At 56.8% G+C, this 23,485-nt stretch carries 24 protein-coding genes and 1 tRNA gene; 8 read left to right on the forward strand and 17 right to left on the reverse strand.

The window, feature by feature from the left end; translation table 11 throughout:
• A partial coding sequence (locus tag GFR01_RS08770) for an MFS transporter (protein WP_145994564.1) occupies positions 1-428 on the reverse strand: 428 nt, incomplete at its 3' end.
• Positions 429-834: 406 nt separating this feature from the next.
• Between GFR01_RS08770 and GFR01_RS08775 the strand changes: the two genes are divergently transcribed.
• The gene (locus GFR01_RS08775) at positions 835-2,280 is read left to right on the forward strand and encodes a sensor domain-containing diguanylate cyclase (protein WP_099182150.1); all 1,446 of its coding nucleotides are present in this window, start codon (positions 835-837) and stop codon (positions 2,278-2,280) included.
• 18 nt (positions 2,281-2,298) lie between these two features.
• On the opposite strand, the gene GFR01_RS08780 is transcribed toward GFR01_RS08775, so the two are convergent.
• From GFR01_RS08780 to GFR01_RS08790, 3 genes are all read right to left on the reverse strand, one after another.
• Positions 2,299-2,913 carry a YitT family protein gene (locus tag GFR01_RS08780; protein ID WP_063903616.1) on the reverse strand — a complete coding sequence of 205 codons (615 nt, stop codon included), beginning with the start codon at positions 2,911-2,913 and terminating at the stop codon, positions 2,299-2,301.
• Positions 2,914-3,187: 274 nt separating this feature from the next.
• A complete protein-coding gene (locus GFR01_RS08785) occupies positions 3,188-3,409 on the reverse strand; it encodes a hypothetical protein (protein ID WP_176579573.1) in 222 nt (73 codons plus the stop codon).
• Positions 3,410-3,667: 258 nt separating this feature from the next.
• A tRNA-Val gene (locus tag GFR01_RS08790) sits at positions 3,668-3,742 on the reverse strand.
• 122 nt (positions 3,743-3,864) lie between these two features.
• Between GFR01_RS08790 and GFR01_RS08795 the strand changes: the two genes are divergently transcribed.
• Positions 3,865-4,989 (forward strand): acyltransferase family protein, encoded by a 1,125-nt coding sequence (locus GFR01_RS08795; RefSeq protein ID WP_244902220.1) that lies wholly within the window; start codon positions 3,865-3,867, stop codon positions 4,987-4,989.
• Here the strand turns inward: GFR01_RS08795 and GFR01_RS08800 are convergent.
• On the reverse strand, positions 4,971-6,845 hold the full coding sequence (locus GFR01_RS08800; protein ID WP_099182153.1) for a hypothetical protein: 1,875 nt from the start codon (positions 6,843-6,845) through the stop codon (positions 4,971-4,973). The genes GFR01_RS08795 and GFR01_RS08800 overlap by 19 nt on opposite strands.
• An 11-nt stretch (positions 6,846-6,856) precedes the next feature.
• Positions 6,857-7,789, reverse strand: a complete 933-nt coding sequence (locus GFR01_RS08805) for a mitochondrial fission ELM1 family protein (protein WP_099182463.1) — start codon at positions 7,787-7,789, stop codon at positions 6,857-6,859.
• On the opposite strand from GFR01_RS08805, the gene GFR01_RS08810 reads away from it, so the two are divergent.
• Positions 7,773-9,026, forward strand: a complete 1,254-nt coding sequence (locus GFR01_RS08810; protein WP_099182464.1) for a DEAD/DEAH box helicase — start codon at positions 7,773-7,775, stop codon at positions 9,024-9,026. The two genes, GFR01_RS08805 and GFR01_RS08810, sit on opposite strands and share 17 nt — an antisense overlap.
• Here the strand turns inward: GFR01_RS08810 and GFR01_RS08815 are convergent.
• Positions 9,023-10,090: a glycosyltransferase gene (locus GFR01_RS08815; protein WP_063903621.1), complete on the reverse strand. Its 1,068-nt coding sequence runs from the start codon at positions 10,088-10,090 to the stop codon at positions 9,023-9,025. The genes GFR01_RS08810 and GFR01_RS08815 overlap by 4 nt on opposite strands.
• The gene (locus GFR01_RS08820) at positions 10,081-11,286 is read right to left on the reverse strand and encodes a glycosyltransferase family 4 protein (protein WP_099182154.1); all 1,206 of its coding nucleotides are present in this window, start codon (positions 11,284-11,286) and stop codon (positions 10,081-10,083) included. The genes GFR01_RS08815 and GFR01_RS08820 overlap by 10 nt, the downstream gene beginning before the upstream one ends.
• 150 nt (positions 11,287-11,436) lie before the next feature.
• Between GFR01_RS08820 and argE the strand changes: the two genes are divergently transcribed.
• Both argE and GFR01_RS08830 read left to right on the forward strand, forming a co-directional pair.
• Positions 11,437-12,630 (forward strand): acetylornithine deacetylase, encoded by a 1,194-nt coding sequence (gene argE, locus GFR01_RS08825; protein WP_244902222.1) that lies wholly within the window; start codon positions 11,437-11,439, stop codon positions 12,628-12,630.
• Positions 12,627-13,676 (forward strand): M14 family metallopeptidase, encoded by a 1,050-nt coding sequence (locus tag GFR01_RS08830; RefSeq protein WP_099182156.1) that lies wholly within the window; start codon positions 12,627-12,629, stop codon positions 13,674-13,676. Before argE ends, GFR01_RS08830 begins: the two co-directional genes overlap by 4 nt.
• On the opposite strand, the gene glyA is transcribed toward GFR01_RS08830, so the two are convergent.
• On the reverse strand, positions 13,673-14,977 hold the full coding sequence (gene glyA, locus GFR01_RS08835; RefSeq protein WP_099182157.1) for a serine hydroxymethyltransferase: 1,305 nt from the start codon (positions 14,975-14,977) through the stop codon (positions 13,673-13,675). The two genes, GFR01_RS08830 and glyA, sit on opposite strands and share 4 nt — an antisense overlap.
• A 92-nt stretch (positions 14,978-15,069) precedes the next feature.
• Here glyA and GFR01_RS08840 point away from each other — a divergent pair, with 92 nt between their 5' ends.
• Genes GFR01_RS08840 through GFR01_RS08850 form a run of 3 tightly spaced genes read left to right on the forward strand, consistent with a single transcriptional unit; the run spans position 15,070 to position 17,895 of the window.
• The gene (locus GFR01_RS08840) at positions 15,070-16,512 is read left to right on the forward strand and encodes an APC family permease (RefSeq protein ID WP_099182158.1); all 1,443 of its coding nucleotides are present in this window, start codon (positions 15,070-15,072) and stop codon (positions 16,510-16,512) included.
• A 16-nt stretch (positions 16,513-16,528) separates the two neighbouring features.
• Positions 16,529-17,527: a porphobilinogen synthase gene (gene hemB / locus GFR01_RS08845; RefSeq protein WP_167384232.1), complete on the forward strand. Its 999-nt coding sequence runs from the start codon at positions 16,529-16,531 to the stop codon at positions 17,525-17,527.
• Positions 17,528-17,583: 56 nt separating this feature from the next.
• Positions 17,584-17,895: a YraN family protein gene (locus GFR01_RS08850; RefSeq protein ID WP_264780570.1), complete on the forward strand. Its 312-nt coding sequence runs from the start codon at positions 17,584-17,586 to the stop codon at positions 17,893-17,895.
• Positions 17,896-17,898: 3 nt separating this feature from the next.
• On the opposite strand, the gene GFR01_RS08855 is transcribed toward GFR01_RS08850, so the two are convergent.
• From GFR01_RS08855 to purC, 8 genes are all read right to left on the reverse strand, one after another.
• A complete protein-coding gene (locus GFR01_RS08855) occupies positions 17,899-18,198 on the reverse strand; it encodes a hypothetical protein (RefSeq protein WP_099182161.1) in 300 nt (99 codons plus the stop codon).
• Positions 18,199-18,389: 191 nt separating this feature from the next.
• On the reverse strand, positions 18,390-18,725 hold the full coding sequence (gene grxD, locus GFR01_RS08860) for a Grx4 family monothiol glutaredoxin (RefSeq protein ID WP_007281919.1): 336 nt from the start codon (positions 18,723-18,725) through the stop codon (positions 18,390-18,392).
• Positions 18,726-18,815: 90 nt separating this feature from the next.
• Positions 18,816-19,046: a BolA family protein gene (locus GFR01_RS08865; protein ID WP_015074089.1), complete on the reverse strand. Its 231-nt coding sequence runs from the start codon at positions 19,044-19,046 to the stop codon at positions 18,816-18,818.
• 3 nt (positions 19,047-19,049) lie between these two features.
• Entirely contained in the window at positions 19,050-21,254 is a 2,205-nt protein-coding gene (purL, locus tag GFR01_RS08870; RefSeq protein WP_099182162.1) for a phosphoribosylformylglycinamidine synthase subunit PurL, read from the reverse strand.
• A complete protein-coding gene (gene purQ, locus GFR01_RS08875) occupies positions 21,251-21,952 on the reverse strand; it encodes a phosphoribosylformylglycinamidine synthase subunit PurQ (RefSeq protein ID WP_099182163.1) in 702 nt (233 codons plus the stop codon). Before purQ ends, purL begins: the two co-directional genes overlap by 4 nt.
• Positions 21,949-22,350: a Rap1a/Tai family immunity protein gene (locus tag GFR01_RS08880; protein ID WP_099182164.1), complete on the reverse strand. Its 402-nt coding sequence runs from the start codon at positions 22,348-22,350 to the stop codon at positions 21,949-21,951. Before GFR01_RS08880 ends, purQ begins: the two co-directional genes overlap by 4 nt.
• Positions 22,347-22,589: a phosphoribosylformylglycinamidine synthase subunit PurS gene (gene purS, locus GFR01_RS08885; protein WP_099182165.1), complete on the reverse strand. Its 243-nt coding sequence runs from the start codon at positions 22,587-22,589 to the stop codon at positions 22,347-22,349. The genes GFR01_RS08880 and purS overlap by 4 nt, the downstream gene beginning before the upstream one ends.
• Positions 22,586-23,350 (reverse strand): phosphoribosylaminoimidazolesuccinocarboxamide synthase, encoded by a 765-nt coding sequence (gene purC / locus GFR01_RS08890; RefSeq protein WP_010501729.1) that lies wholly within the window; start codon positions 23,348-23,350, stop codon positions 22,586-22,588. Before purC ends, purS begins: the two co-directional genes overlap by 4 nt.
• Between the last annotated feature and the right edge of the window lie 135 nt (positions 23,351-23,485).

Genomic DNA, 23,485 nt, shown 5'->3' on the forward strand with positions numbered 1-23,485 from the left:
CCAAGGCCCGTCACCATTCTGGAGAGAGCAAAACTGACGGTCCCCCATGCACAGGCCGACGCCCCGACCCCGAGGACATATAATCCAAGGGTAAGAAAGAAAATCTGTTTACGCCCTAGACGATCCGTCATCCAGCCAAAAACAAGAGCGCCAAGAACGGCACCTGTTACATAGGCAGAAGACGCAAGGCCAACCCCTTCTGCGCTGAGGTGAAGGGTGTCTGCTCTTTGCAGCGATGGCCCGAGAGAGCCAATGACGGTGACTTCCAGTCCGTCAAGGATCCATGTAATACCCAGGGCAATGACGATGAGCATGTGAAATCGGGACCAGGGCAGCCGGTCCAGCCGTGCAGGAATATCCGTCTCCAATGGTTTTCCATCCTGAAACGCCCGGATGGAAGAATGGAAATCCTTGATATGTTTCTGCAAGGCCGTCTCCTTTTTGCCCGTTTTGAACTTTAGGTGGGTGTAAGGAAACGCAGGGAGTTTGACGTCGCCGTGGCAAAGGCAGGTTTGCAGCGCTCACATTTTCTCGATTGGTATCGGTGGGACCAGATCTGCCTGCTCGTCAGGCATGTATCCACTTAGTAAGGCACGGATTATGGGAAGAAAAAGAAAACTGAATACGTCTTTGCTTCTGGCTGTACAGGCCTTACGAAATTATGCACTGTTTGTTACGATTTACTTTATTGGTCTTTGTTCGGGGCTGAACTATCGTAAATTATGATCGAATCTCCATTCATGTCTTGTTAATATTTCAAGGTTTTAGAACAAATTACTGAGGCAGATTTTACTGGGTCTGTTACTCGCCATCCCAGGAATAATTCGAAATCCTATGTTTTCCCGTATTGCAGAAAAATACCTCCCTGCACTTGTCGTTGCCGGAGTTGTGTTTTTCGCGGCGGTAATAGGTATTTATTCCAGACACTTTGGTCAGCTTGCGCAGATCTGGCCTGCCAATGCGCTTCTTCTGTGGCTCATGATTACCTATTCCCGATTTGCCAGAATGTCTGGCTGGCTTGGGGCCTGTGCGGGTTATCTGCTGGCAGGCTGGGTGATGGGTGACACGCTTCTGATCAATGTCTGGTTGGGAGCAGCCAATCTGGCGGGTGTGTGTGTCGGATATGTGCTCTTCAAGGCTTTGAAGGGGGACAGCGAAGGGCTTATCGGTCCTAAGTCAGTTCTTTACCTTCTACTTGTCTGTAGTGGGGCCGCCGGAGCATCCGCTGCGGTCGGAACAGGCCTTTCCATGCCCCTTCCCGGAAGTACGGCATGGAGCCGCTTTATTCTGTGGTTCAGCAGTGAACTCAACCGACATCTTGTTCTTCTGCCGGTGTGTTTTGCAGGACGGGAATGGTTTTCCCGACAGAGGCTCCCCCATTGGCGCAGTATTTTTGCCATTCGAAATGTAAATGCCGCACCAGTGGGAAGTCTGGCCGCATCAGTTGGTCTTGCGGCCATTACAGGCGGTCCGGGCGCTATAGCGTTTCCGGTTCCTGCGCTTCTATGGTGTGCTTTGAGCTATACGGTACTGCCCTTGTGTCTCATTGTACTGGTTTTCAATGCGACCGTCATGGGTATGGTTGAGGCTGGGCTTCTGAATTTTGATCAGATGAACCAGCGGACAGGCGTGATTGTCTCTTTCCGTCTGGGGTTATCTTTTCTGGTTTTGGGTCCATTGACCGTAACTGCGATTATGACAACCCAGCGGGCTCTCGTAGAGCGTCTTAACCAATCGGTTACATGGGACAGTCTGACGAAGGTTTTGAGTCGGCAAGCCTATCTTGAGCGAAGCCTCTCTCTTATTGCGAAGGACGTTCCGCGATCGGGATCAGGGATTGCCATTCTCATGCTGGACATTGATCACTTCAAAAGGATTAATGACACATACGGGCATTTTATCGGTGACAACGCTCTGATGGCAGTTGCAGACGCAATGTCGAGTATTCTTGCGGAAGGCCAGATCTGTGGGCGCCTGGGTGGTGAGGAGTTCGCTCTTACTATTTCGGCCCGCACTCCCGAAGAAGCGACCTGTCTCGCTGAACAGATCAGGCTCGCTGTTGAAAAAATATCCATTCCTTTGAATGAAAACACATTTATTCAGATGACGGTCAGTATCGGCGTGGCATTTCAGCGTCTTACGAAGAATTTGAAGCTGCGTGTCCTGCTGGCACAAGCGGATGCGGCACTCTATCTGGCAAAGGCGAACGGCCGAAATCGCATTGAGTTGTCGTCGACTGTATCGGGGCAGCGAAGTGTGAACGCGGCCCCGCCCCTTTAGATGAAAATACGTCGCTTGTTAGTGGCCAATGTAACGGCCAGGCCTGTGGAAGACCATCAGAACGCTACTCATGGCAAAAGCACTCACAGCGGAAAGAAGCGCTTTTTCCCAAGGAAGAAAGAAAGCTGACGTTGCCAGAATGGCAGCATCAATCATGATCTGGACCCGCCCAGCATTGATCCCGCGGCTCTTCTGAAGCCAAAGCGTAATGACGCCTGTGCCGCCGACGCCCGCCTGATGACGTGCCAGCGACAGAATACCCATGCCGATAACCGTTCCGCCGAACAGGGCTGCGAAGAGCGGCTGAACGTAAGAAAGCATGAGGACGTTCGGGAGCAGGCTGGCCAGTGCCGTGATGCCGAAGCTCGCAATGGTTGTCTTGAGTGCGAACTGCGGTCCCATCGCTCTGATGGCGAACAGCAGAAATGGAATGTTGATGATCGTGAAAAGATTTCCGGGCGTCAGAGGCACAAGATAGGACAGTAACAGGGCAATGCCCGCGACACCCCCTGTTACCAGACCTGCTTTGTGAAGACACATCAGGCCCATGACAATCAGGGAACATCCGATCAGAAAGGCGTAGACATCTTCTGCGTGAGAATGACGCAGCCCAGGCCCGTATGGCGAAGTCATATTCGGAAAATCCAGCCATCCATTCGAAAACCCCTGTCTGTCGCTCTGGAGCAGATTTATGGGAATTCGAGCCAGATAGTTCAGCTGCGCCCCACTGCCCAGCCTCTTTCATCAGAAGAAAATATTGTTTCAAGAATACCATCTCAGCTTTACTTGAAGCTGCTTTTGACATGCCCCGGTCGGGTGTTTGAGAAGGTGTCACTGCCAAGCTACGATTCTCAGAACCACTTGCTGGCAAGGCAAAAGAAAACCCGGCCTGAGCCGGGTTCCAAAATCACATTCTGCCGCCTGGGCCACCATTGCCCATACCGCCCATGTTGCCACCACCTTGGCCGCCTCCGCCGCCACCTTGGCTATAACCGCCCGGTCCACCCTGGCCGCCACCATGATGACCGTGATGACCGCCGCGACCCATGCCATCCGGGCCTGGGCCCCAGCATGCAGAGAGAGCGAGGGCCAGACCAATACCTGTGCCGATTTTAATGATCTTGTTCATATGTTCCTCCTGAGATGCATAACGCAGAACTGAACAAGCCAGATCATGGCAATATTGAAACAAAAAGAAACGAGTTTCTTAAAAGACGGAAAATCCTGAGGAAAAGTCGAATTCGTTTGCACAGCGAAAAGTATGTGCGATACCAGAGCTGACAGGCCCCACTATATCTACAGTCAGTTCTGAAACGAATTTTGCTGTGAATACAGGTTCGGAAGCGTTTTCGCTGGAAGAATACTGCAGATTTTCAGAAAATTCGAATGGTGGGCACGACAGGGATTGAACCTGTGACCCCTCCCGTGTGAAGGGAGTGCTCTACCGCTGAGCTACGCGCCCATTCGATGGACGGGCTTTTATCAGTGGGCCAACTCCCTGACAAGACGCTTTTTTCGCCATCCCCTCGCCTTTCTTTGAACTCATTGCGCCGCCAGAAACACTTTGTCTGACAGGGAATGGCAATGACACGGAATGCGGCTCTGGATTGTATGCGCGGTGCTGCAATCCTTCTCGTGCTTGGAAACCATCTCGGGATCCGTATTCCCCTTGTTCATACGGCTTTGGGTGATTTTCTGCCGCACTGGCTTCTGGTCGGCGTGAATTACAATGGCGGGGAAGGTGTCAGCATCTTTTTCGTGCTGTCGGGCTTCCTGATTGCATCGCGCGTCATTCAGCGCTTTGGGTCGCTGGACCAGATCCAGCCCCTGCCCTTCATTGTCCATCGTGCCGCACGCATTCTGCCCTGCCTTGTTGCCCTCGTCACGGTTTTGGGGCTGCTCGACTATATCGGTTTCGAGGACTACCGTTTTGTTAAGCCAGGTCAGACGTTTTCTGGTGCAGCAATGGCTGCGTTCGGTCTGTACTTCAATGTCTGGCAGGCACGGCATGGCTGGAGCGTGGCGGGCTGGACCATACTCTGGTCCCTCTCGATTGAAGAACTGTTCTATCTGTTTTTCCCGTTCTTCTGCCGCCTGAACAGTCGTATTCGGGTTGGGCTCCTTGTTGCTCTCGCCATCACCGCGCCGATTTATCGGGCGACACTGCATGGCAACGAAATCTGGCGCGAACAGGCCACGCTGACGGGCGTCGGAACCATCGCGATGGGTGTGCTCATGGCGATTGTTGCTACCAACTACAGACCCAAAGGGCGCTGGCCTGTTGTCATGGGGGCTGTTGGCTTACTCATGATGCTGGCGGAGATGTGGGGCCCGATGTCTTGGTGGCACCTGCTCCCGAATGGCCTGATCGCTATCTTTTACGCCGGGATTGCCATGCTGGTGCTGGCCTGCGGCTGGAAGTCTTTCGAAGGAGGTGCAGGAAGCTGGTGGGTCCGCCGGATGGGGCAGTTGTCCTACGAGGTCTATCTGACGCACATGTTCGTGGTCATGGCTGCTGTGCGGGTCTGGAAACACAACCATTGGCCACAAAGCATGGGCTGGATCGTCTATCCGATCTGTCTGGTGCTGATCTGGGGGCTGGGAGAAGCGGTCTCCCGTTTCTTCTCCCGCCCGGTTGCTCTCCTGCTGGACCGGGAGGTCGCCTCCCGGTTTCGGCGAAGGGTGCTGGTTCAGAACCCGAACATGTGATCGAGGGAGAAGCCACCCTCGCCATTTTCGAGGCCATGATAGCCAAACAGCCTGCATGTCAGATCGCGGATCAGCACATATCCGCCAACGCCAGCCCGCTCCAGATGCGCGCCTTCGAACAGTTCGTGTGGGCGGACCATGAACGAACCTGAAGGTTGAATGTGGATGGCGGTCTCAGCGATGAGACTGCCATCTGCCGCATGAAGATGCAGAACCGTCTCGGACGGACTGGTGCCTTCGATGGAGGCCGGATGGATCAGGCAGCAGAAACTCCGCAGCGCATCATGGCCAAGCTTCAGGAACAGGCGCGTCGTCAGGCCCGGAGGTGGCCCGGAATAGGACTGCGGCTCGGAGCGCCATGTCATCAACGTGTTAAAGATGTGGGCACCAAAGCTGGTCTCGGCGGCATGATCCGTGTCGCGGTTGCGATAGCGCATCAGGGCATGAAGCCAGCCATCCGCCTCCCCGCCATCGCGGAAATCATAGACCAGATCTGCGTGACCCGGACGATCGGTCAGATCGTGCAGGGCAATGGCCGTGGAATGGTCGCGGGGCAGATTTCCGAGGAAATGCGAACCAACGGGCTGACCGGCCTCATCGAAAATATCCAGTCGAACAGGCAGCGTTTCCAGAGCCTCTGACATCGGGTTGGGCTGAACGAAGCTCTCGAACTTTGCGGGATCCAGAATGGGGAATGGCAAAAGGAACCCACGGCCCAGCGAGGGGGCGAAGTTCCGGATAGCTGGGTCTGGGCGAATATTGTCCCGCTCGACATTTAGATGCGCGATACGCGTGCGGCCACGCTGCTCGATTTCGTAGCGTGGACGCACAAGATGGCGGCCTGAACGCATTTCAAGCTGGGATGGCCATGAGAGATCCGGGAAAAGTGCCCCGACATTGACGGCCACCGTCTCAAATGGCCCGATCGTACGATCAACGCCGCGATGCTCGTCCACGCCCATTGGATTGAACGTAATGGCACCAGCCGGAATGGTCGTGGCGTGGCTGTTCTGCACCCAGACCGTCAGGGTTTCGTCAGCTTCTGGAGCAGGAAGCGTCGCATAGCGCACGGACGGCCAGGCGTTGGCATCGTGTGTGACCGAAAGGCTCGGATCGCCGTTCTTGCCCCACACGTCGAGCGCATATTTCACCACGTCATGGCCACGGGCGCCAATGACGTGGATGAACAGCTGCCCCATAAAGGCAGGTAGACCAAAGCGTTTACGGACATCTGCACTGTCGATGGTGATGCCAGCGCCTGCGTGTTCAACGGGCTGTTCCCACTGCGCGATGATCTTCCCTGTTCCGTCATAGAGACGCAGCCAGTAGCGCAGGTTCTGCGCGCCGTAATTGGACCAGTAGTTCGCCGTGACGATCCGCGTAGAGAAGCGATCATCGTCGCGGAAAAATGCGAAATTCGTCGCGAAATTAAGTTTGTCGAGATATGGACGGCCACGAACGATCATATCGTCCGGCAGGCGTGCAGGCGCGAGTGTGTGAAGGTCACGACCGTTCAGGAGCGAGCCCAGTCGGCCACGCATTTTTGCATCGTCGAAGGACAGCGCGAGGATGATATCCGCATCCACATGCGGCAGGTCCACGAGAGCCTTTCGTTCGCCGCCAAATCCGTCCGGTTGGCCAACCTGTTCCGTATCATGAACCAGAACCACGGAGGGACGCAGGCCAGGATAAAGGGCCACCAGCGTCCGGACCGTATCTTCGGGATCATAAATGGCGATCGTCTGCCCGGCGAAGTCCTGCTCCATACGCGTCAGCGCCTCGGCGGCAAGCGGGTGGGCCAGCGCCTTGTAGAGCACATTGCCACCCTGTGGACCGAACGTGCGGATATCGAGCATAGAGGGCCCTTTCAGAGCTTCAGTCGTTGGCGCATTTCTCTCGCCGCAGCAGGGGTGTCGTCAAGCGGGTGGACGGACCAGGGTTCAAGACCGGGGCTGAAGGGCCGGATACGCCCGGCGTCCTGAAGGGTTTCGACAAACCTGCCAATCCGGGTGGACTTGCCGGGCAGCGGCAGGATCATGACCGGAGCGGTCGTCGCCGCTGCCTCCGAAATCATTGAGACACTGTCTGTCGTGACGGCAATGACGTCCGCGCAGGCCAGCATCCCCAGATAGGGGTTATCGTCACCCTGCCCTTCCAGAATCCGTATTCCCGCCGGGATGAGCTTGTCCTTCAGAACAGCCAGCGCTGCTACATCCGTTCTGCGGGATGGTGTCAGAACGGCCTGCATCCCATTGCGGCTGGTGAAAGCGATCAGTCCATCAGCCATCTCTGCTGCTTCGGTGGCTCCAAGAGAAAAACGTCCATTCGTTCCGCCGATCAGGATGGACAGGAGTGGTCTGTCATCGAGTTTCAGGCGGCTTTCCCACGCGGCGCGTGCGACCTCCAGCTTTTGCGGTGTTACGGGGTGAAGCGCATTGCGAGAAATCAAAACATTCTCGCCGATGATGCCATCATGTGTGTTTGCAATCACAAGATCGAATTTGGAGAGCGCCGTTCTGGGGTTCTGAATCTGGACGACCGGCAGCCCTTCCCGTCTTGCAACCGCAGCGCCAGCAATCCCCCCGGTTCCACCAATGCTGATGATGAGGCGGCTGTCGGACGCAATACTGATCGGGGTAATCCGCTTCAAAGGAGACGGCCAGTAGCGGGCCGGAAAATGGTTCCAGTGTTTATGGATGAAGACCGGGCGGAACTCCCATTCCAAACCCGCCTTTTCAGCAAGGCCTGCCCCCTGTGCCCGCATGCCGGCGAAGTCTTCTGCGATGATTGTCGCCTTCATGGCGGGCCTCCTGAAAAAAGAGCTATTTCCCGAAACGGAAGAAATTTGGCAAGAAGCGCATATGACGATGCCAGAAACACCCTCGACTGACACACCTTCGACCGACGCACCTGATGGCTTTGCCGCATTTGGACTGATCCCTCCTCTGCTGGCCACGCTGGAACAGGTGGGACACAAGCGGCCCAGCACGATTCAGGTTCAGGCCATCCCGCCTTTGCTGAAGGGGCGCGATGTTCTTGTGGCATCCCAAACGGGAAGCGGCAAAACGGCTGCTTTTGTTCTTCCCATGCTTCAGATCCTGTCCAAGGGTGAGAGTGCCCATGGCCCGCGTGCCCTGATTCTGGAGCCGACCCGTGAACTGGCCGCCCAGACAGCGTCGGTCTGCCGCCAGCTCGGCCGTCGCCTCTCCCTGAAGACACGTGTGATCTGTGGCGGAACATCACGTGAACAGCAGGTGCGTTCCATTATCGATGGTGTTGACATCGTTGTCGCGACGCATGGTCGTTTGCTGGATCTCGTCATGCAGGGTGATCTGGTTCTGGAATATCTGACCTACCTTGTTCTGGATGAGGCTGATCGTCTTCTGGATGAAGATTTTTCCGAGAGCATGACGGCCCTGACGCCTTATTTCCCGGATGTTCCGCCCCAGACGGTCTTTTGTTCCGCCACCTTGCCGGAGCCGGTCATGGATCTGGCCAAGCGTGTGACGCGTGATCCTGTCCGGGTCGAGGTTGCTGCGGAGACTTTTACGCCCAAGAAGATCCGCCAGCGTGCGATGTTTGTGGAAAAAGAAGACAAGCCTGAGACTGTGGCTCGTATTCTGAAACGTTTTCCCGGTCGCAGCATGGTTTTCGCACGGACGAAGGTGAACGTGGATCTGATGGCGAAGGTTCTGCGCCGCCATGACATCAAGGCTGAAACCCTGCACGGTGACCGGACCCAGGGGGCACGTAACAAGGCGCTCGATCTGTTCCGTCAGGGACGCGTGCCGGTTCTGGTGACTACGGACATTGCGTCCCGCGGACTGGATATTTCTGACGTAGATCTGGTGATCAACATGGATATGCCTGAGACTCCGGAGGCCTATGTTCACCGTATCGGGCGTACAGCGCGGGCTGGCAAAAAAGGCGCGGCTTTCTCATTGATCAATATCGACGAGCGCCTGTCTCTTCGGGATATCGAGAAACATATCGGCTATCGTATCCGGATTGCCACCGAAGACGCGCTTGATACCTAACGGCCTGCTGCGCTCAGAATTTTCTGTCCCAGTTCCTGCCACGCCCTGGCGCTATCTGGAACTGGGGCAATCGGCGGAGGAGCCTCCAGAAGCTGCGTGATGGCTACTGCTATGGACGCAGCATCCGGCTCGCAGAGTACGGCCTGAGGGTTGTCAGAGAATTGTTCAGCCAACCCGCCGACATTGGTGGCTACCACATAACGTCCCCCTGCTGCGGCCATTGCGCCCACGCCGCTCTGTGATGCTTCCCGGTAAGGGAGAAGCAGCACATCTGCCCATGCAATCAGCCGTGAGAGTTCGTCCTCTGGCACCCATCTGTTTTCGACGGTTACATCCCTTATTCCGGAAAGCTGGGTAAGTTCAGGACTTTTCGGTCCTTTCCCTATCACTCTGCAATCTACGGCAGTTTCCAGTTGCGGAAGAGCTTCGGCTAGTAGGTCTAGGCCCTTGTAGGGAAGCAGCCGACCAAACATCAGTAGTCTTGGCTTTCCTCCGTGGCTGAAAGGTGGAGGAGCTTCTGTTCCAACGAACGGTGGGTGCGAAAGGGAAAGAACTGGTTTCCCACGGCAAATCGCATCACCTGACAACACACTGGCGACGTGCTGGCTGAACGTCACCAGAAGGGACGACTGGGTGATGAGTGCTTTTTGCAAGAGCATCTGAAAGGGATAGCCGTCGCCCGGATGTGCCCGTGCATCATGAACAATCGTCACGACTTTGACGCCGGCTCTTCGCAGGGCATGAGCCATGAGGACATCGAGCGGAGCTGGCATCGCGCAGATGGCGATGTCCGGCTTGTTACGGAGCATCATCAGGAACAGCTTCGTGATGATCAGCGGTGCTTGTAGAAACCTGCCAAACAGCCCTAGGGCCGATCTGTAGGTCTTGAACACCAGAGCATCTTGCGGAGCGTGGTGGCTGTGAAGAATTTCAGCCTCGTCCGAGAGCGACAGCCGTACGGAGATGTCCGGTAAGGATGCCAGTCCATTAGCCAGATCAACCGCAATGCGCGGTCCCGCCCCTCTTTTCCCCCATTGCCAGACGAAGACACTCTTTACCGCCACGCTTTAACTCCTGCCGCGTGGATGGCGTTCAAAAGGCTTGTCCCGTCAAGACGTTCCGCAATGCGTTCTTGAGCGGATTTACCTAAACGGTTTCGAAGATCAGGATTGTCCGCTGCCAGACTAAGCGCCTGCACGGCCGAGTGCCTGTCCGGAAGTGCCCAGCATGTTTGGGGCATGTCCAGCACGCCCCGCGGATCATGAGCTGGCACGAGGCTATAAGCAACAGGGAGGCCACAGGTAGCATCCATGAATTCTGCTGTGGCAGACCAGTCGGTCGCGATCACACATCGACCCAGAGCCATCGCCTCGGCCACAACAAGGCCGAAGCCTTCACTGCGATGCAGAGACAGCACAATGTCGCAGCAGCCCATCAAGGCAAGTCGGTCGGCACTACTGTAGTGGTGCGTATCTATGCGGATGTTGATGGAATTTCCAACGGCTTCCCGGATAGCAGCCATATCTTCAGGATAATTGTCGATATGGCCGATCTTTAGAATCAGCATTCGGTCCTGACGGTCACCGAATGCTTCGCGAAACGCCAGAATTGTATCGATCGGGTTCTTGCGCACCATGCTTGATGCAAGATTGAAAGAAACCAGAATAACGACGGCGTTTTCTGGGAGCCCGAAGGATGCCCGGTCGCGCCCGGAGGGTACCTGATCTGCCACTCCAACCGGGTGTTCCACCACCCGCACAGGCCGCCCCAAGGGGATTAGGGCATCAGCGGTAAAACGTGAGGGAGCCCAGATTTCATGAACGTGCCGTCTGGCGTGTTTCCAGGTGTCTGGAACGACTGGGAGTTCCCACGCCCAGTAGCCGATGATTTTTCGTCCCGTTCGAAGCGTACGTGGCATTCTAAGCAACGTAGCAGGGAGCATCGGTGCGTTGACATGAACGATCAGCGGCGCCCCCGGGCCGACAGCGTCACCGTCCAGGCGGCACGTATCAATATCCCATGTGGCACACAGAATGCCGAGCTTGCGAAGAGCCGACACCATAAGACGTGCGCCTTCGCCGAGACCAGAGCCCCGGCTGAGCTCGCCTGCGATAATGACGCCGCAGGCATGCCGCGGGTAACTGGCTCTGACGCCGGGCGTTACGCCTGCTGTAGCCCATGCAAAGAAACGCCGTCTCTGTTGCTGGGGAAGTTTTCGCCACAACCTGTGAAAAACAGATAGGCCCGCACTGCGACTCACAGAAATTCCTTCAAGGCGTCTCTCGAGAGAGACGAAAACTGTTAGAAACTAAAACCACAGTTTTCGTGTCTCATTTTTTACAACGTGTTTCGGGCGTACACATCGTCACTCCATCACTGTTTAAAGTCTCTATGGTGGGGAGCAAGGAACGTGCTTACAGTACAATTTATGACGGATCAGCGCCCCATTTCCCTCAATGCAGAAACGATTCTTTCGGTATTGATATCGTTTGATACAACGAGCAGCCGATCCAACCTGCCGATCATTGAATGGATTGAATCCTACCTCGCCTCACATGAGGTCTCGTTCGTCCGTTATCCAGGTGGAGACGACGGGAAATGGAATCTGCATGCTATTATCGGCCCTCAGAGTGCCGGTGGCATAGCGTTCTCCGGGCATGTGGACTGCGTGCCTGTCGATGGGCAGGACTGGTCATCTGATCCATTTGTTATGCGTGAGGAAAATGGCCTTCTTTATGGGCGCGGTGCAGCGGATATGAAGGGGTACGTGGCCTGTATGCTGGCCGCTATTCCTGATCTCAAGGCGATGGAACTTCCCAAGCCGGTTCATCTTCTCTTCACGTGTGATGAAGAAATTACCTGCGATGGTGCGCGGTATCTGATTGCGGATATCCGCCGTGCTGACCGTCTACCGGAGCTTTGTGTGGTGGGAGAACCGACCATGATGAGCCCCGTGATTGCGCATAAGGGGCGTTTCGCTGTTCGAGTGCAACTAACGGGGAAGCCCGGTCACTCCTCTCTTCCGGAAGGTGGTCGAAACGCTCTGCATGCCATGGGGCGTGCCATTGCGTTGTGCGCTGATGAAGCGGACCGGTTTGCTCTTGAAGGGCGCCGGGTTGATGGATTCACGCCCCCTTACACCACCATGCAGGTCGGGCTGGCCTCAGGGGGCAGTATTCTCAATATCATTCCCGAGCAAGCGCAGTTCGACGTGGAATGGCGGAACGTGCCGGGAGATGAAGGCGCTGAAGAGTTTGAGAAACTAAAGGAAGCTCTTGCGCCTCTGGACGCGGATCTCAGGAAGGACAACCCCGATGGCGGGATCAGTTATCTCCAACTGGTAGACCTTCCGCCCCTCGCGTTGCCTGTGAATCATCCACTGACAGATATGACCTGTCAGATCACTGGCCGAAACACGACTGGCATGGTTTCATACGGAACCGAGGCGGGCATCTATCAACGGGGCGGTATGGACAGCATCGTCTGTGGGCCGGGCGACATCGCGCAGGCCCATCGCCCGGATGAATTTGTCGCCAGAGAGCAGTTGGAGCGCTGTGAAAAGGCGCTTCGGGACTTTGCACGGAGGGTGAGCGGGACGGCATGAGTTGTAAGGCTGGTCAGAGACATCATCCGATCAGGATTCGTCAGCCTCGCCTGACGGAAGACCTGCCCGGATGTGGTCGTCCGGCTTATCCTTTGGATGTGTGCCTGGACCCTCCCGATCTTGCCGCCTGGCGTAATCCCGCGTCAGGCATTCCCGGCGTCCAGATTTTTGATTCCGGCCTGAGGGGGCCGGACCTTGTCATTGTCGGCATGGTGCATGGCAACGAGTATGCAGGCGGCCATGCTCTCGAAATCCTCCGTCGAAGCAATCCCGTCCCACTCACCGGACGGTTGACCCTGCTTCTTGCAAATCTGGAAGCTTTCGATCGCTTCGATCAGGCAGCCCCGATGAACTCACGCTATCTGACCGAGGATCTGAACCGCCTGTGGCACCCATCGCGGTTGCAGAGTGACGAGCATTCCAGGGAACTGGATCGGGCTCGGGAAATCCTTCCCTTTATCGAGCGTGCGGACCTGCTGCTGGACCTTCATTCCACGCTCTGGCCGTCCGATCCTGTCTTTATCGTTCCACCACGTCGACGCTCCAGCGATTTTGCCTGCATTCTGGCCTCCGAAGAGCATCCGGCCGCACTGGTTCTGACGGATCTCGGGCATCACGGTGGTTCGCGCTTGATTGAACATCCACGGTTTATGGCGATTGGTGGAACTGGCCGCGCCTGTCTTCTGGAAGCCGGTCTGCACTGGCAGCCAGAAACCGTGGATATGATGGTGAAGATTTCCGAGCATTTCCTGAAAGACGCGATGCGGATTCATTTTCAGGGGCGCGGAACGGACACAAAGCAGCCGGCGGAAATGGCTGTCGTGACGGATAACGTCATGGCTCGGAGTGGGGATTTCAGATTTGTGGAGCCATGGGTTGGCAATACTTGCATCCCGAATGCGGGAACCGTTATTGCCCGGGATGGCCATGACCTGATCTGCACACCTTATGACAAGTGTTTGCTGATCGTCCCGAATTTGCGCCCCAGACAGGGGCAGCTTGCGGTGCGTCTGGCCAGACGCACCGCAGTCCACCTCAACTCTTAGGCGGAAGCGCGATCATAGATCGGGAAGCGACGGCAGAGTGCCTTCACCTCTTCATGGACACGGTTGGTCGTGTCATTGACGTCGCCCTCTTCCAGAGCTGCCGTCAGAACTTCGTCCATCATGCGGGCAATGGTGCGGAACTCGTCTTCGCCGAACCCACGCGCCGTTGCAGCTGGGCTGCCCAGACGAATGCCAGACGTGACGAACGGCTTTTCCGGATCGAACGGAATGGCGTTCTTGTTAGCCGTGATGCCAGCGCGCTCCAGAATTTCTTCCGCAAGTTTGCCCGTCACTTTCTTGGGGCGAAGATCAACCAGCACCAGATGGCTGTCCGTGCCACCCGTCACGATGTCGAAGCCACGTAGCTGAAGTTCGTCAGCCAGTGCCTTCGCATTGGCCACCACACGCTTCTGGTAATCGCGGAAGTCGTCCTTCAGGGCCTCACCGAAGGCAACGGCCTTGCCAGCGATGACATGCATTAGCGGACCGCCCTGTAGACCCGGGAACACGGCGGAATTAACCTTCTTGGCGAGCTCGGCGCTGTTCGTCAGGATGATGCCGCCGCGTGGACCCCGTAGCGTCTTGTGGGTCGTCGACGTCACGATGTCAGCGTACGGAAGCGGGCTTGGATACAGGCCAGCTGCGACCAGACCGGCAAAATGCGCCATGTCCACCATCAGATAAGCGCCAACTTCGTCAGCAATCTTCCGGAAGCGCGGGAAGTCGATCACGCGCGGATAGGCGGAGCTGCCTGCGACGATAATCTTCGGCTTGTGCTCACGAGCCAGCTCTTCCATCTGATCGTAATCGATCAGGCCGTCCTGCGCGCGCACACCATACTGAACGGCGTTGAACCATTTGCCGGAATAGTTCGGAGCTGCGCCGTGGGTCAGATGTCCGCCAGCCGCGAGGCTCAGACCCAGAATGGTGTCGCCCGGCTTTGCCATCGCCATGAAGGCGGCCTGATTGGCATTGGCGCCGGAATGCGGCTGCACGTTTGCAAATTCTGCGCCAAACAGCTTCTTAAGGCGTTCGATGGCGAGGGTTTCAACGCGGTCCACGTCAACGCAGCCACCATAGTAGCGCTTGCCCGGAAGGCCTTCAGCGTACTTGTTGGTCAGAACAGAGCCCTGCGCTTCCATCACGGCAAAAGATGCCATGTTCTCGGACGCGATCAGCTCGATACCATCCTGCTGACGGGTCAGTTCGTCATTCAGGATTGCGGCAACTTCGGCATCAGCCTCTTTCAGAGGCGCGTGGAAAAAAGGATTCAGCGTGGACTGGCTGGCGTGTTCCGACATCGTGGTCCATTCTCCAGGGTGAGTTCGCCCCGTCACTACCGCAGAATGCGCGCGTCGGCAAAAACAATCCGTGTTTCCAACGAGGATCTTTCATGACCAATCCGCTCTGGCGGACCAAGCCTGTGTCTTCCGCTGCGTCTGACAATACAGGCCTGAAACGTGTTCTTGGCCCCTGGCATCTGATTGCACTCGGTGTGGGTGTGACCATCGGTGCCGGCCTGTTCTCGCTGACAGGCGTTGCAGCGGGCCAGAATGCAGGCCCGGCTGTCACGCTGTCCTATCTTATTGCCGCCCTCGCCTGCGGATTTGCCGGCCTCTGTTACGGCGAACTGGCTGGCATGATCCCGTCTGGCGGCTCTGCTTATTCCTACGCCTATGCGTCCATGGGCGAACTGATCGCGTGGATCATCGGCTGGGATCTTGTGCTGGAATATACAGTGGGTGCGGCCGCTGTAGCCTCAAGCTGGTCGGGCTATGTGTCCTCCCTGCTCTCAGGCTGGGGCGTTACGATCGATCCGCGGCTTCTGGCAACACCCATGACACCTGTGACACTGGCGGATGGGTCGGTGGTCAGTGCCTGGTTCAATTTTCCGGCGGTTCTGGCCATCTGGGTCGTGACAGCCTTGTTGATGCGTGGTGTCAGCCAGTCCGCCGCAGTGAATAATGCCATCGTGGTGGTAAAGCTGGCGGTGATCGCGTTGGTGCTGGTGTTCTGCATCCCGCATATCAAGCTGGCAAACTATCATCCGTATATTCCGCCGAATGAGGGCACCTTCGGGCATTTCGGCTTTTCGGGCGTGATGCGTGCCGCGGGGATGGCATTCTTTGCCTATCTGGGATTCGATATCGTCTCCACAACCGCCCAGGACAGCAAAAACCCGGCTCGCGATATTCCTGTTGGGATTATCGGCAGCCTGCTGATCTGTGGTGTCGTCTATGCTGTGTTCTCGGCGGTTCTGACGGGGGTCGTGAACTATAAAGGCATGGCGAATGATCCGAGCCCGGTAGCAACGGCGATTGATGCTGCCGGTGCCCCCTGGCTCGCCAGCCTTGTAAAGCTGGGAATTACAGTAGGGTATGTTTCTGTCCTGTTTGGGCTTCTTCTCGGTCAGGCGCGCGTATTTCTGGCCATGTCACATGACGGGCTGCTCCCGAAAATCTTTGCGAAGCTGAACACGCGCACGCATACACCCTGGACGTCCCATCTCTGCTTTGCTGCCCTGACAAGTGTTCTGACCGCAGTGCTGCCTATTGGTGAGCTAGGCAACATGACATCCATCGGAACCCTACTCGCGTTCATCATTGTCTGCGTCGGTGTTCCGCTTTTGCGGATGCGGGAGCCTCAGGCGCCACGTCTCTTCCGTGTGCCAGGTGGCCCGATCATTCCGGTTCTGGGTGTGCTGTCCTGCGGTGCGGTCATGGTGTCTCTGGATCTGCTGACCTGGGTTCGGCTGGTGGTATGGCTCGTGATCGGGCTGGGGATCTATTTCTGTTACGGAGTACGTCACAGCCTGCTTTCCAGACGCGGAATATAGGAGCATGATCGGGGGCATGACGAACGCATCATTCCCCCTCTTCCGCCCGCGGCGTAATCGCCACGATGCCTTTACACGTCGGCTGGTTCAGGAAAATCGACTGCACGTCGATGACCTGATCTGGCCGATTTTCGTTTGTGAAGGCGAAAACCAGCGCCAGAAAGTGTCTTCCATGCCCGGTGTTGAGCGCGTCAGCCTCGACAATCTGGTGGAGCATGTCCGCCCGGCCGTTGAGCTTGGCATTCCGGCGGTTGCCATTTTCCCGATCACGCCAGTCGAACTGCGTGATGCAACGGGTACCGAAGCCCTGAATCCGGACAATCTGATGTGCCGCGCATCCCGCGTCATAAAGGAAGCCTTCCCGGAGCTTGGTGTCATTGGTGACGTGGCGCTCGATCCTTACACGGATCATGGCCATGACGGTGTTATCAAGGACGGCCGTATCCTCAATGACGAGTCTGTCGAAATCCTGCGTCAGCAGGCACTCAATCAGGCTCGCGCTGGAAACGACATTATTGCGCCGTCCGACATGATGGATGGTCGTGTGCAGGCAATCCGCGAGACACTTGATGCCAACGGCTTCGAGACCGTCCGCATCATGGCTTACACCGCAAAGTATGCTTCTGCCTTCTACGGCCCATTCCGTGATGCGCTGGGATCAGGTGGCCTTCTGACGGGTGACAAGAAAACCTATCAGATGGATCCGGCCAATTCTGACGAAGCTCTGCGTGAAGTCGAGCAGGATATCCGTGAAGGTGCGGATATGATCATGGTCAAGCCCGGCATGCCGTATCTGGATATCATCCGCCGTATTCGTGACCGTTTCTCGGTGCCGACCTTCGCTTATCAGGTGTCCGGTGAGTATGCGATGCTGGCCGGTGCCATCCAGAATGGCTGGCTTGAGCGGGATCGCACCATCATGGAGAGCCTGATCGCTTTCAAGCGTGCTGGCTGTAACGGCATTCTGACGTATTTTGCGATTGATGCTGCCCGTCTTCTGAAAGAAGAGCACTGATTAATCGTCGCGCGAAAGGCGTTCAGGCTTATTATGGAGGCCTGAACGCCGAAGAGATCGCTAAACGCCATATGGTGGAAGCAGGGCTGGAAATTCTGGCTCAGAGGCTCAGAACACCCTATGGCGAGATTGATCTTCTTGTCGCGGATGAGAACTGGATTATTGGGGTAGAGGTCAAAAGCCGCTCTACGCTTCGAGATGGCGCAGAGGCTCTGGCTCCCCGTCAGGCAGAACGCCTGATGGCGTCATTCGGTTATGTTCTGGAAACCAGACCCGAATGGTGTCGTCCCAACACGAGGTTCGACGTTATTGTCGTTGATCGCGAGGGACAGGCGCGACGCATCATGGATGCGCTACGCCTTACATAGAGATCAGGTGCGGCGGCTGCGTGTATGACGATGAGCTGCCGTCGCAACAGATGCGTGCGGACGGTAAGCCACGTTACGGATCACGGCGCGATGTCCGCTCCACGCCATGGAATGGCTTGCAGAATGACGAGCGAAATGAACAACAGGGCGATGATAGACTGGTGCGGCAGTCAGAGCGTCGAATGTGAGCTTGCTGGCTTCGAAATCAGTAATCGCTGCACGGGCATGAGCTTTTCCGGCTCCCATGCAAAGACCAATTCCCATAATGCCGAGAGCAATTCGGCCAGCCCACTGTCGCGCCATTGACGTGATCCCATCCCTGTTCTGATAGGTTTACCGTATGACGTAAACGCAGAGTTCGACAACCCCGTTCGGGTAAGTTTTAGAAAAAATCAAGGTCTTGCCATTTTTGGGCGGAACATGGCTGAATTGTGGCGACCGCAGAGCTTGCAAAAGGTTGAATTCCGGCCATTTTACAGGCCGGAATTAACAAATCAGGCATTCGCCGTAGCGATTCCCTTTTCCGTCAGCAGCGTTTCAAGTTCGCCGCTCTGGTACATATCCGTGACGATATCGCAGCCGCCAACAAACTCACCCTTGACGTAGAGCTGCGGAACGGTTGGCCACTGGGAGAAATCCTTGATGCCCTGACGGAGTTCAGCACTCTCAAGAATGTTGCAGGTCTCGAACGGAACACCAAGATGGGTCAGAATCTGCACAACACGCGCAGAGAAGCCGCATTGTGGGAAGAGCTTGTCACCCTTCATGAACAGCATGACCGGGTTTGCGTCGATCAGGTTCTGGATGTGCTGGAACACGGTCTCGGACATTGGGTTTTTCCTCTTATGGGCAGAAGAGAGAGGTTGTACCTCTCTCCCACTGTCGGCAGTCACTTCAGAAGGGAATGATCCCCCTGGAGTTCAAGGGGTCAGGGTTTTGAGAGCCATCGCGTGGAGCTCTGTGCCCATTCGATTTCCGAATGCATCATAAACCAGTTTGTGCTGGCGTACACGGGAAAGCCCCTGAAAGGCTTCACTGACGACCGTGCAGGCGTAATGATCGCCGTCTCCGGCAAGATCCTGGATCGTAATCTCGGCATCCGGGATCGCTGCAAGAATCGTACGTTCGATTTCAGCGGCACTCATCGGCATAACTCAGGCCTCCTCACCCATGAATTTCGGGAAAAAGGCGGCGTTGATCTTGCGCAGCCTGCTGGCTTCCAGGGAAATCCCGTCAGCAAGGTTCAATGCTGTACCGCCCGAACGGCCCAGCTTGCGTGCCGGAACATGGGCTTTTTCAGCCGCGGCAAGAAGCTTCTGGGCATCTGGCGTTGCCACGACATAGCAGGCCTGATCTTCACCGAACCAGAAGGCATGCAGCGGCAGATTGGATGGAGGCGGATTGAGTGTACAGCCGACATTCCCGGCCATCACCATTTCGGCAATCGTGACCAGAAGTCCACCATCCGCGATGTCATGACAGGCTGTCACGGCACCGGCTTCGATCTGACCGCGGACAAAGTCGCCATTCCGGCGTTCAGCCACGAGATCAACATGCGGTGGGGCGCCCTCTTCCCGATGGCAGATTTCACGCAGCCATAGGGATTGACCCAGTTCGCCGCGGATTTCACCTATCAGGACAAGACCATGGGCATCGGGCATCGCAAGCCCGATCGAGCGTGAGGCATCTGCCAGGACGCCAAGGGCACCAATGGCCGGCGTCGGTAGAATAGCCTGCGCCAGACCTGTCGGAGAGCGCGTTTCATTATAGAGCGAGACGTTGCCGCTCACGACCGGAAAGTCGAGCGCGCGGCAGGCATCGCCCATGCCTTTGATGGCGTCTGCGAACTGCGCCATGATTTCCGGGCGTTCCGGGTTGCCGAAGTTCAGGTTGTCTGTCACGGCAAGTGGCTTGGCGCCTGTTGCCGTGATGTTGCGCCATGCTTCGGCAACGGCCTGTGCACCGCCAACTTTCGGGTCCGCCTGACAGTAGCGTGGTGTGCAGTCCGTTGTCAGGGCCAGCCCCAGACGCGACCCTTCCACGCGAACAACCGCAGCATCGGCTGCACCCGGGCGACGCGCCGTATTGCCACCAACCGAACCGTCATACTGGTTCCAGACCCAGGCACGAGAGGCCAGGTCAGGGCAGCCGATCAGTGTCAGAAGAGCATGTTCAACACCTACCGGGTCAGCGGGAGGCTGAATGTGGCGCGGCTTTTCCAGCGGCACGGTCGGACGGTTATAGATCGGAGCTTCGTCGGCCAGCGGTGCCAGTTCGATGTCAGCTTCGACCACGCCCTTGTGCTTGACCGTGATGCGTCCGGTATCAGTCAGATACCCGACAACAGCGAAATCCAGCTCCCATTTTTCGAAAATGGCGCGGGCCTGTTCGGTGCTTTCCGGCTTGAGGACCATGAGCATCCGCTCCTGGCTCTCAGACAGCATCATCTCATAGGCGGACATGTTGGGCTCGCGCTGTGGAACTGCATCAAGATCCATCTCGATGCCAACGCCCCCCTTGCCTGCCATTTCAACCGCAGACGACGTTAGGCCCGCAGCACCCATGTCCTGAATAGCCACGATCGCATCGGTCGCCATCAGTTCGAGGCATGCTTCAATCAGAAGCTTCTCAATAAACGGGTCCCCGACCTGCACGGTCGGACGCTTGGACGCGGCCTCTTCGTCAAACTCAGCGGATGACATGGTAGCGCCATGAATGCCATCGCGGCCCGTCTTAGACCCGACATATACCACCGGATTGCCCACACCAGCAGCGGCGGACAAGAAGATTTTGTCCTGCTTTGCCACGCCAACCGTCATGGCATTGACGAGCGGATTGCCGTCATAGGCCTTATGGAAGTTGACTTCGCCACCGACAGTCGGAACGCCAACGCAGTTGCCGTAGCCACCCACGCCGCGAACGACACCGTCAACAATCCGGCGCGTTCCCGGTGTTTTTGGATCACCGAAACGCAGGGCATTCAGATTGGCGACCGGACGGGCGCCCATGGTGAACACGTCACGCAGAATACCGCCCACGCCTGTTGCAGCGCCCTGATAGGGCTCGATGAAGGATGGGTGGTTGTGGCTTTCCATCTTAAAGACGGCTGCCAGACCTTCACCGATATCGACAACTCCTGCGTTTTCACCTGGACCATGGATGACCCATGGAGCTTTGGTGGGCAGCGTCTTGAGATGGATGCGGGAGGATTTGTAGGAGCAGTGCTCCGACCACATGACCGAGAAGATCCCAAGCTCAGTGAAGCTCGGGGTCCGACCCATAATGGTCAGGACCTTCTCATATTCCTCGACCGTCAGACCGAAGGACTGAGCCAGTTTGGCGTCGATTGTCACACTCATCCGACGAGAGCCTCCACAAGGCCTTTGAAGAGCGGCACACCATCGGTGTCACCGATTTCCGGGTCAGTCAGGTTTTCCGGGTGCGGCATCAGACCGCAGACACGGCCGTTTTCGCTCAGGATACCCGCGATAGAACGAGCGCTTCCGTTAGGGTTCGTATGACGATCATCATGCGAAATCTCTCCACCAGCACCCGAATAACGGAATGCAACACGGCCTTCCCCTTCAAGGCGCGCAAGCGTCTCGTCAGAGGCCGTGTAGTTGCCGTCTCCATGAGCCAGTGGCGCACGGAAGACGTCCCCAGAAGACCAGCCTTGCGTGAAGGGAGACGATGCGTTCTCGACCTTCAGGTGGCAGTCTTGTGACAGGAACCGCAGCCCCGCATTCCGAAGCAGCGCACCCGGCAGAAGATGGGATTCCGTCAGGATCTGGAAGCCATTGCAGACACCCAGAACGTGACCGCCCTTTTCTGCGAAGGCTTTGACCTCGCGCAAGATGGGTGAGTGAGCCGCCATGGCGCCACTGCGCAGGTAGTCCCCGAAGCTGAAGCCACCCGGCAGAACCACGAGATCCAGATCACCGAGAGACGTCTCGCGGTGCCAGATCATTTTCGGGGTCTGGCCGGAGACCAGCTTCAGGGCATGCACCATGTCGCGCTCCCGGTTCGTGCCGGGAAATACGACGATACCTGCCTTCATTTCTGGCCCTCCGCTGGAGCCGAAGCTGCTGCATGGCAAGGATAAGCCTCGTGCAGCGCGCGATAAACGGCCTTGCCGCCCGACTGGGTCAGAGCATCATTATGAGCGTGCAGCCATGAAATCAGCTTGCCGCGGACCTGCGTTGTCGTTTCGCTTACCGGAACGCAGAACGCGACTGGAGCACCCGCATCATCCGCGTAGCTGTCGTATTTTTTGGCCCAGACTTCGCTGTCCATGACGCCTGCGAGATAGGCATCGCACAGAGCGGTGGACTTGCTGGCCGAGCACATATTGCCCAGAGCCTTGCCGGAGACCTTGGAGACGCGTTGTGCGTGAGCAGGAACGGCAGTTGCGGCCAGAAGGCCAGTTACCAGAAGGGTTGCGGAGAAGAGCTTCATGCTGCCACCTCGACGCTGAAATCCTCGATCACTTCATTGGCCAGAAGCGCATGGGCCATGGCTTCGCCCTGCTTGACCGCTTCGGCCTTGTCCGTTGCAGGAACGTCTAGCTCGACAACGCGGTTCACACGGACTTCACCAACACCTTTGAAGCCAAGGGACTCAAGGGCATGGCCGACAGCCTTGCCCTGTGGATCAAGAACGCCGTCTTTCAGGGAAACAAAAACGCGGATCTTCACTGTACTGCCTCCGGACCCTTGAGGTCTCCATTGCTGGCTTCGGGAAGGATCCCGAGACGCCGTGCGACTTCCTGATAAGCTTCCTCGACGCGGCCCATGTCCCTGCGGAACCGGTCCTTGTCCATCTTTTCGCTGGTTTTCGCGTCCCACAGGCGGCAGTTGTCCGGAGAGATCTCGTCAGCGACGATGATCCGCATCTCCTCGCCTTCCCATAGACGGCCAAATTCCAGCTTGAAATCAACGAGCGTGATGCCGACACCCATGAAAATTCCCATCAGGAAATCATTGGTCCGGAGCGCCAGTGTGTTCATGTCATCCAGGTCCTGCGGCGAGGCCCAGTCGAACGCGGCGATATGCTCCTCCGAGACCATCGGGTCTCCAAGGGAATCATTTTTGTAATAATATTCGATGATGGTGCGTGGCAGGCGTGTTCCCTCAGGAATGCCCAGACGCTTGGCGATGGAGCCAGCCGCCACGTTGCGGACGACAACTTCCAGCGGGATAATCTCGACTTCCCGGATCAGCTGCTCGCGCATGTTAAGACGGCGAATGAAGTGCGTGGGGATGTTGATGTCATGCAGCTTCATCATCAGGTGTTCGCTGATGCGGTTGTTCAGCACACCCTTCCCGGTGATGATGCCGCTTTTCGCGCCGTTTCCGGCGGTGGCGTCATCCTTGAAATACTGCACGAGTGTTCCGGGCTCTGGTCCTTCAAAAAGAACCTTGGCTTTGCCTTCGTAAAGCTGGCGGCGGCGGGCCATGAGCAATCCTTACTGCGTTGCGCCGTCCCGGTTCATAGGGATGCGGAAACGGCTGGTCCAGCGACGGTTTTCCGGTTCCATAGCATTACGGAACCGGAACCGCGAGAGTGCGGGAAAACTATTCCCGCCCAGATT

It is taken from the genome of Gluconobacter frateurii, assembly GCF_002723955.1.
GTDB lineage: Bacteria > Pseudomonadota > Alphaproteobacteria > Acetobacterales > Acetobacteraceae > Gluconobacter > Gluconobacter frateurii.